General features: G+C 62.7%; 9 protein-coding genes and 2 pseudogenes. 6 read left to right on the forward strand and 5 right to left on the reverse strand.

Annotated elements, in window-relative coordinates; genetic code table 11:
- The 3 genes and pseudogenes from RHODMAR_RS01035 to RHODMAR_RS01045 form a co-directional block, all read left to right on the forward strand.
- A pseudogene (locus RHODMAR_RS01035) lies at positions 1 to 231 on the forward strand (cation:proton antiporter); the annotation flags it as partial.
- Between the two features lie 106 nt (positions 232 to 337).
- Entirely contained in the window at positions 338 to 646 is a 309-nt protein-coding gene (locus tag RHODMAR_RS01040) for a WhiB family transcriptional regulator (RefSeq protein WP_008710301.1), read from the forward strand.
- Positions 647 to 766: 120 nt separating this feature from the next.
- Positions 767 to 991, forward strand: coding sequence for an ANTAR domain-containing protein (locus tag RHODMAR_RS01045; RefSeq protein WP_008710302.1), 225 nt, complete (start codon positions 767 to 769; stop codon positions 989 to 991).
- 140 nt (positions 992 to 1,131) lie between these two features.
- On the opposite strand, the gene RHODMAR_RS01050 is transcribed toward RHODMAR_RS01045, so the two are convergent.
- Positions 1,132 to 2,346, reverse strand: a complete 1,215-nt coding sequence (locus RHODMAR_RS01050; RefSeq protein WP_008710304.1) for a DICT sensory domain-containing protein — start codon at positions 2,344 to 2,346, stop codon at positions 1,132 to 1,134.
- A gap of 439 nt (positions 2,347 to 2,785) precedes the next feature.
- On the opposite strand from RHODMAR_RS01050, the gene praA reads away from it, so the two are divergent.
- Both praA and RHODMAR_RS01060 read left to right on the forward strand, forming a co-directional pair.
- A complete protein-coding gene (gene praA, locus RHODMAR_RS01055; RefSeq protein ID WP_008710306.1) occupies positions 2,786 to 3,295 on the forward strand; it encodes an alkane oxidation protein activator PraA in 510 nt (169 codons plus the stop codon).
- A 52-nt stretch (positions 3,296 to 3,347) separates the two neighbouring features.
- Entirely contained in the window at positions 3,348 to 4,067 is a 720-nt protein-coding gene (locus RHODMAR_RS01060; RefSeq protein ID WP_008710308.1) for a hypothetical protein, read from the forward strand.
- Positions 4,068 to 4,125: 58 nt separating this feature from the next.
- Here RHODMAR_RS01060 and RHODMAR_RS01065 read toward each other — a convergent pair whose 3' ends face one another.
- The 4 genes from RHODMAR_RS01065 to RHODMAR_RS01080 all read right to left on the reverse strand — a co-directional run bounded on the left by RHODMAR_RS01065 (position 4,126) and on the right by RHODMAR_RS01080 (position 7,777).
- Positions 4,126 to 5,235, reverse strand: coding sequence for a GGDEF domain-containing protein (locus tag RHODMAR_RS01065; RefSeq protein WP_008710309.1), 1,110 nt, complete (start codon positions 5,233 to 5,235; stop codon positions 4,126 to 4,128).
- Between the two features lie 97 nt (positions 5,236 to 5,332).
- A complete protein-coding gene (locus RHODMAR_RS01070) occupies positions 5,333 to 5,551 on the reverse strand; it encodes a hypothetical protein (protein ID WP_008710312.1) in 219 nt (72 codons plus the stop codon).
- A gap of 397 nt (positions 5,552 to 5,948) precedes the next feature.
- Positions 5,949 to 6,812, reverse strand: coding sequence for a DUF559 domain-containing protein (locus tag RHODMAR_RS01075; protein WP_042937480.1), 864 nt, complete (start codon positions 6,810 to 6,812; stop codon positions 5,949 to 5,951).
- Between the two features lie 296 nt (positions 6,813 to 7,108).
- On the reverse strand, positions 7,109 to 7,777 hold the full coding sequence (locus RHODMAR_RS01080; RefSeq protein WP_008710317.1) for an SGNH/GDSL hydrolase family protein: 669 nt from the start codon (positions 7,775 to 7,777) through the stop codon (positions 7,109 to 7,111).
- A gap of 447 nt (positions 7,778 to 8,224) precedes the next feature.
- Between RHODMAR_RS01080 and RHODMAR_RS01085 the strand changes: the two are divergent.
- Positions 8,225 to 8,688 (forward strand): annotated as a pseudogene (locus tag RHODMAR_RS01085) (alkane 1-monooxygenase); the annotation flags it as partial.

An 8,688-nucleotide genomic window follows, 5' to 3' on the forward strand; every position in this document is an offset into this window, starting at 1 on the left:
TTGGGATGCGGCGCTGTTGCAGCGCACGCTGCCGTGCGTCTGACGGGCCAACCCATCGAACTCGGCGTCCTCGCTGCAGCCCAGCTCGGAGTTCCGGTCTCGGCCGTGACACTCGGCGCGAACAGCGGTGTTCTGGCTGCCGGCGAAGGCCCTGCCATCGTGCTCGGCGCGCTGGTGACCATCGCGGCTGCGGCCGCGGCATCTCGGTCGGCAGCTCCGCGACGAGTCTGACTCTGGCGGGCCTACGGCGGCGCAAGGCATTCGGTTGTTTCGAGTTTCTCGCAATGGGGAACAAGGCTGATGGAACGATCGGCACGGCGCGAAACGGATCACGACGATGACAGATGACCAGGTCTGGCGCCTCCAGGGTGCATGCATCGACGATATGGATGCCTATGACTCGCAACAACTTCCTCGCCACGGACGCAAACGCGCCGAAAGAGCGTGGCGCTTGTGTGCCGACTGCCCGGTGTTGAAGAACTGCGCAGAGCAGACTGCTCTCGATATCGAGTCGGGGCGAATCCCGGTCGGCGTTGTTGTGGCCGGTGCCGCGTATCACGACAATGCGAGCAACGGTCGTCGCACGGATGCGTACCGAACTCTCGAGTTCCTCATCGGTCGCCCGCTGTCGAACCCCGCCGCCTGATAACGGCTACATAACAGAGCGCTACACATCGAGTAACGCCAACAGCTCTGTTCGACGCGAAATCGGCGGGTCGTCTTTCGACTCACCCAGGTCGGGTCGGCACGCGGCACACTAGCTGGCATGAACGCGTCGCACCCGCAGCACTCCGTACTGCCTGATGATGTGCGGACGGCACTGGGCCGGCGCGCGCCGATAGAGCAGGCCAAAGGAATGCTGATGGCTACCCACAGCATCTCTGCAGACGCTGCGTTCGCGCTTCTCATCCAGTTGTCGCAGCGGAGCAATCGAAAGCTCAGAGATGTGGCACAGGATTTGGTCGACGAAGTCTCGCGCGAACACCGCTGAAAAGAAACGACCTCGCACGCTGTTGTTTCAACGTGCGAGGCCTGAGCAAACTGGCAGTCCGGACTGCGTTATTGCCTGTGTGCCGTATGCCCTTCGTTGCCTGCCCGAAACATTCCCAAAATCGAGTCGAGCTCCGAACTTCAGAACCGAGCCAAAACCGCCCGAGCACAACGCACTACGGTCGCTCGGTCGTAGGACATCACGTAGTCGAATTCGCGGTCTGCGTCGGCCTCCCCACGGTGGAGGTCCACCGCCGCGAGCACTCCACAGAAGTGCGGTCCGAGAACCACCACGTTCCACTCCTCGACGAGCGGATCCTCGGGATCGAGGGGTGCATGCACGATGCCGCCCTCTTGGACGTATCCCATCCCCACGCCGTAGACGCCTGCGTACGAAATCTGATCGGCCATCGACACCCACCGCGCACGAGTGGTCTCGGTGAAATGTTCTGCCCTCTGAAAAGTACCGAGTATCAACGTCTCCGGGCCCGACGCGGAGGCCTGCATCTCGAGTGACGTGCTCATCGCAACCAGCAGTCGCTTCGTGCTTCGGATGGTCGTCTTGCCTGCGAATGCGATGTCGCACGGTGATTCGGCAGCATTGGACGGAGTGCTCCACGTGGGGAACGGGGGCATCGTCTCGGCAGCCTCGGTCGGAAGTTCGTCGGCCGACTGCGCGGCCGGATAGAGCTCGCCCACGCCGTAGGTTGCCCCGAGCCCCAAAGCCCGGGTTCGATGCAGCTCGGTGTCGACTCCGCTGGCCACGACCACTGCTCCGGTTCGTTCGACCTGAGCCGATACGGCATGGGAGGTGCGCGCGGTGGACAGATCGGGGCGCCTGGCGACCATGGATGCGGCGAGAATGATCACGTCGGGTTCGATGAGCGGTAACAGAGTCATCGATTGGGGTCGCCGGCCCACCTCGTCGACTGCGATCACTTTGCCCTCACGCCTGGCTCTGTCGATTGCGTCGAGCGTACGGGCCGGGCTGTCCACCAACGCTGCCTCGGTGACGACCACTATGTCGCGGCGTAATTGTTCCTCGGTGACTGCATCGATCGCGGCAAGCGATTCGACGTCCATGGAGACAAGCATCGGGAGGCGCAACGACGTGTTGATCCGTGCCACTTTCCACGCAAGAACGTCCAACTCACGCTTGGCGTCCATCGCCCGTGCGGCGCGCTTGAGCGCCTCGGCGGTGGCGAGCGGACCGTCTGCAGGTCCACGCAGCTGAATTTCGATCGCTGCGAGCGCGCCGTTGTCCAGTCGACAGACCGGGGCGAAATACGGCTGCACCGTCAACTCTCCCGTGTCCGTGTCGACTGCAGATCCTGCTTCTGGCAGCGCAAACGTCACCTTTCGAGTCTGTCACGGAAACGCTGCCCCCGTCACTGGGGTGCTGTCCGATTTTCAAACCTGCTCCAGGTGTTGCTTTCCGAAACCATGCTCGACGACGGAGGTGTCACCGAGGCGACCCCACTATCTCGTTTGGATAACGTTCGATATCACTTCGATAACGACGGACGTGACAGCCGAACGTCCGGCGGCTCGTCCGACAACGAGCGGAAAACGGTCCGAATGCCGGTGATGCACATGACTTTCGGAGCCCCCACCCGATTTACTTACCAAGGCATACAACAAACGTACCGCCCGGCTTGTGACTTCTCATAGACTTCGAATGAACCATTTCCGACATTCCTTGCGCCGCCCTAACGTCCTCCTCGGTTGCCGGACACCGGTGCCGCCGGATGCCCCGTGAGGATCCGGAGTCGTTCTGGACTTGGAGGATCGATCGATGACGCTCAACACCTCGACCCGCTCTCGCACCATCGCCTGCGCAGTAGCCGCCGTTGCCATTGCAGGAGCGACGGTCGGTGCCGCCAATGCCGGCGCCGCCACCATTTCGCCGGCCGATACCGCCTTCACCGCCCCCGGCACGATTGTCGTGAGCACACCGGCATCGTTCGGGGTGCCCGTGTCCTGCTCGATCGATCTGTCCGGAACCACCAGCCAGGATGGCTCCTCGGCGTCCATCACCGACGCGAAGATCAGCGGATCGAACCGGCTCTGCAACCTGCCGCAGCTGAAAAACCTGCCCTGGACGCTCACCCCGACCAGTGCCACCACCGGCGAGGTCTCGAACGTGGGCTTCTCACTCCTCGGATACAACTGCGGACCGGCCACCCTCGCCGGTTCGTTCGACAACATGACCAACACTCTGACGGCAGCCGATCAGCCGATGTCCGGAAACTGCACGATCAACAGCCTGTCGGTTCAGCCTGATCCGGCCTTCACCCTGTCCTGATACTCATCGCTCGACCTCGTCGCAGAACAACACACCCATCGAAGGAGAACACGTGAAGATCCGCAACAAGAGTGTCGTCACCATGGCGGCACTGGCATCGTCTGTCGCACTGGCAACGATGGTGGCCGCCCCGGCCAATGCTGCCGACACCCTGCCCATCACGTTCCAGGCAGACACCACGACGCTCATCGCCAAGACAGGTCAGCCGGTGGTGTTCCCGACCACCGACCTGGTCACCGACGTGGACCTGGTCGGCGGAACCGTGACCGGTTCGCTCGCACTCCCGCAAGCATCGGCCAACCTGAAGCTCGGCCCCGCGACGTTGGCGAAGTTCACGATCTCGATCGTCGACGCAACCCCGGTGTCCGGCACCCTCGTTCAGGGCGGACCTGCCGAGGCACCCACGTTGGATCTCGACGTTCAGCAGAGCTTCAAGATCCGTATCGACTCGGTGAAGCCGCTGGGTATCGACACCGGCTCGGCAGGATCTTCCTCGCTCGATCTGATCCCCTCGGGTGCCAACTGTGTCACCGCCGAGACCACTGCCGATCTGACCGGTTCGCTGGACGCCATCGATCTGATCCAGAACAACCAGACCGACTCACACGTCAAGGGCACGTACACGATTCCGCAGTTCCAGAACTGTGGCGCGTTCACCTCGGTGCTGAACGCCATCATCGCCGGCCCGGGCAACACGCTCGACGTGCATCTGACCAACCCGGTCTTCGACGTCGGCACCCAAGCAGCCATCGCCTCCACAATGGCCAGCTGAGAACAGGGACGGCCCGTGCGGCGTCGATCGGTTCCCGGTTCGGAACCGATCGACGCCGTCACAGTTGTTCGTCGACTTCGCGTGCGGGGAGTTGCCCGTCCTCGCGGGTGACGACGCGGTCGCCGCCGAGCCGTTTGGCGCGGTACATCGCTCGATCGGCGGAGCTGAGGAGTGCCTCGATCTCGGCGGCGACATCTCGGGGGTCGACTACGGCGTGGTCGACGCCCATCGACGCGGTCAGCGAGGACCGGTTGTTGGCTTCGCACAGTCGAATTCGGAGTTCCTCGGCCCGTGCTGTCACCGAGTCGAGACCGGCGACGGAGACGATCGCGAATTCCTCACCGCCGAGTCGGGCAGTGATGTCCGGGGCGGGGAAAATGTCGAGAATGCGGCTCGCGGTCAGCCGGATGACGGTGTCGCCGTGTTGGTGCCCGAACCTGTCGTTGACCGATTTGAAGTTGTCGAGGTCGATCACCACAGCTGTCACTGTCGATTCTGGCCCCGATCGCAGACGGAGGTTGCCGATCGAGGCGTCGAATCCCCGTCGGTTCTGCATACCGGTGAGGGGGTCGTAGAACGCTGCGGTGGCGTCCCGGCGCAACAACATCAAGAACGTGTGCACGATCAACGGTGCCGAGAACATCACGAGCACGAGCATCACCAGGTAAAGAGTCGATTCGAGCCCGAGTTCCGGCTCCGTCACGACTGCCACTCCGTAGAGGACGCCGGTGGTGAACAGGGCGAACACGTTGTGGGCAGTGAGCAATTTGGGTCCGTGAAATCCCGCGACGTAACTGCCGATGACGGTGAAGAGGGCTGCCAAGGGCAGAATCGTGGTCGCCATACCGATACTGAGGACAACCGCCGCGAGTACGACGTCGGCGTACAACACGAATGCGATCGACATGTGCCACGTCGGCCATCCACCGAGTGTCCAGGCGAGACCGACCGGCGCGGCGGTCACGACGCTGAACCACAGCGCAGTGCTACCGAGGCCGCCCTCGCCGAGGCCCGGCGTAGCCAATCCAACCGCCGCCGCTGCTCCGAACAGCCAACACCAGATTCCGATGAGGACTTTGGTGATGTGCAGCGCCTGCTGGGACCGCGCATAGGCGACGTTCCACCCGTAGTCGACGGGGAGCGACCACCATTCGCGAAGACTGTTCACGGTTCTCGAGCAGCTTTCTCAGTGTTCAGGCGTGAATGCACCAGTGAACCACAAATGAGACCAGCTAGTTTGCGAAGCGTCGAACTCGCCGAAAGCGCTATCCGCGCATACCGTCGGCCAGCTCGAACACTCGTCCGGCGTAGGTGCTCACGAAGGCGTCGAGCGCTTGCTGGGACAGCGCGGGGCAGCCTGCACGGCGGAAGAAATGCTCGAGATCGACGAGCCGATCCCCCATCCCGACGCGTCGTCGATCGAGCTCTTCGAGTTCCACCACCAAGGCCTCGAGTTCCTCGACTTTACGCAGCACGTCGTCCATCGGATCACCGGTTCCACTTCGCTGGGATGTACTCGAATCGGGCGGCGGAGCCGGGCTTCCCTCCCAGCTCCGCCGAAAACAACAATACGCCACATCGAACATATGTGCGAACTACATTTCGGTGCAGATTCGGCGTCGGTTTGTATCAGTCATCTCGCGCACAAACCGAGAAGATGGCCTACAGTTTGTGACATGCTCCAGATGAGGGGTCCGAACGGGGTTCGACCGCCAGGCTCGACAAGTCCAATTCACTTGGCACTCTTAGCAATTCTTACGATCGCCGTGGTCGCGCTCGTCATCCTTGCGGTCTACGAGGGCCGCCTCTGACCGCGCACCTGAGCGTTCACTATCGCCCACGATCGGCGGAATCCCGAGGCCGGCGACCGATCGTGAACAGTCACGTCCGCGGCAGCGCCCGGCCGAGTGCACCGATCGAACGTCGACGACGCCTGACCACCTCGATGATCTCGTCCACCACGCGTCGAGTATCACCCAGCGCCTGGACGGCGGAGTAGCGCAGTACCAACCACCCCTCCAAGACCATCCTGTTCTGACGTCGCCGATCGTTGTCGAAGGCCTGACCGGAGATGTGGAACTCGCGTCCGTCTATCTCCACGATCACCCGCGCTCGATAGTCCACAAAATCTCCGAAGTAGGGCCCCACCCGCGCGTTGATCTCCATGAAGAAGTGCCGGGCAGACATCGCCCTCGCCACGACTCGCTCGGCTTCGGACCGGGTCCCGAGGCAGCACAGACGCAGTTGCTTCCGCACTGCTTTCATGCCGGCCATCCCGCGGGACTTCTCGCAGCTGGACGCGATGCGACGCCGCAACTCGGGCCGGGCGATGGCCGTATCGAAGAACCGCTCCAGCTCCTCACCCGTCAGCGTCGCAGCAACATCGACGAACACCTGGGCCAACGTCACCACCGAAAACCCCTGGCACACATCCGATGTGGGGAGGCGTCGGCGATGGATCTTCACCCAGTCCGGGGCACTCTGCCGGGTCGACGGCGGCACCGTGGCAGCGACCCCAGCGGGCTCGACCTCGAGCAATCCCCATATCCATGCCGCCGTCAGATGGCTGAGAACTGCAGTCGGCTTCCACAGTGTCACCGCAGTGCACAAGTCCAGATAGTCCGGCTTCTCCGTCGCATAGATTCCGGGGAGCACTCGAATCAGGTGCCCGGACGCCGTTCGACGAGTGATGGTGCTGCGGCTCATCCCCCGAGCCATCAGGTCGACCGCTGTACTTACCCCCATGCAAATACGGTGGACGATCGACGACGGCTGCGCCAGTGTCATTTTCGAAACCTGTGGATAGTTCGCAGTTGTCCACAGGCCGGCCGCACCTGGTTGTTCACTATCGTCGACGATCGGCGGAATCCCGTCGCCGGCACACGATCGTGAACCCTCAGGTCCTTCATCAGGGGTCCAACGTCACCAGCGCGGCCGGATCTGCTGCGAGTACCGCCGTCCGCAGCGCACATGGACAGGCCAGACATCCGGTGTATGTCGGGCGAATTCAACAGCTCGTCTCGGAATCGGCACGAGCACGGCTAGCGAATCGTTACACCCATCGCTGCCGCCACCTCGGCAGCCATCTCGGCAGCCGTGCCTGCGGTGGGGTGTACTCCGTCGAAGGTGGCTCCGGGTTTGCCGAGCAGCGGCGCGAACTCCGCGACAGGTAGTCCGCGATCTGCGGCGAGCGCTCGGATTTCGTTGTTCAGATCATCGGCGTCAACGGTGCGCGCCGACGGCACCGTAGCGATGACGACTGTGTCGACCTCGTGCGCTCGTTCGAGGATGGTGCGCAGGTTGCCGACGATCTGATGGAGCGGCACCGACCTGGCCAGGTCGTTGGTTCCGCCGTTGACGACCAGGACGTCCGGTTTCGCCGCCAACGCTTCGTCGATGCGGGCGAGGATCTGCGTCGTCGTCGCGCCGTTGATTCCCAAGTTGCCACCGTCGGACGCGGGTGCGCCGTCACCGCAGACGAGGTAGGAATACCACGCGGTGTTTCCGTGAATTTTCCAGTCGACACGCGAATTACCCTGGGCCATAGAGTCTCCCAGTGCCACCAATCGCGGACCAGTGTTGTCGACGCACCACCCCACGCAATGCGCATTGCGGACCGTCAAGGCCGGCTTCTTCAGCGGCCCTGCTACGAGCGCAGCGGTCGACGCCAGCCCGAGTGCCCCGGCGATCCACAGTCGAGTTCTTTGCACGCGGGAATTGTGCCCTATGGCGCCGAGATGCGGATCGAGATCAGTCGACGGGAAAGAACCGGTGCGCGCGCTGCGCCGGCGGTCTACCGGCGCAGCGCGCTGCGGGTCAGGATCCGAGGATTGCGCTCACTGCAGTGGAGGCACTGTCGGCGCTTCCGCTGCTGATCAGCTGGATGATGACGTCGGCGATGATCTTGGCGATGAATGCGTCCATTGTTACTCCTGTTGTGAAGTACCCCCGACGGGATACAAACCGAACTGCGACTGTCGTGACCTTCGATCGGCAACGACGACACGGAAGCTAGCAGTCCGATGTGTCCAGACGATGACGCCGTGGGATCAATCACAAGGATCGGCCGTGTGTACAAAATCAATGATTTGTCCACTGCGATGACAAATCCGGTGTATTGTCCATTCCACAGTGATCGGCATTACAAAGGAGTGGCAATGACCGCATCGAACATCGACGACCAGGCGCAGGCCCCGGTCGCCGAGTGGCACGACCGCAAGCGATATCTCTGGCTCATGGGCTTGATTCCGCCCACCGCTGTGTTCATGGCCACCGTCCTGGTGTGGGCCTTCAACCAGCTCGGTTGGAATGCGGCCGCCCCCGTCTGGTGGTGGATCGGTGCCTTGCTCGTCTACGGATTGCTCCCGATCCTCGACCGGTTCTTCGGTCCCGACGGCGACAACCCGCCCGACGAGGTGATGAAGGCACTCGAAGAAGACAAGTACTACCGCTACTGCACGTATGCCTACATTCCGTTCCAGCTCGCGAGCCTGGTGTTCGCCTGCTACCTCTGGTCGGCCGACAACCTCTCCTGGCTCGGCATCGACGGCGGGCTGGGCCTGATCTCGAAGATCGGCCTGGCGATCAGCATCGGCGTCATGGGCGGCGTGGGCATCAACAC

Source organism: Rhodococcus sp. AW25M09, from assembly GCF_000333955.1.
Taxonomy (GTDB): Bacteria; Actinomycetota; Actinomycetes; order Mycobacteriales; family Mycobacteriaceae; genus Rhodococcoides.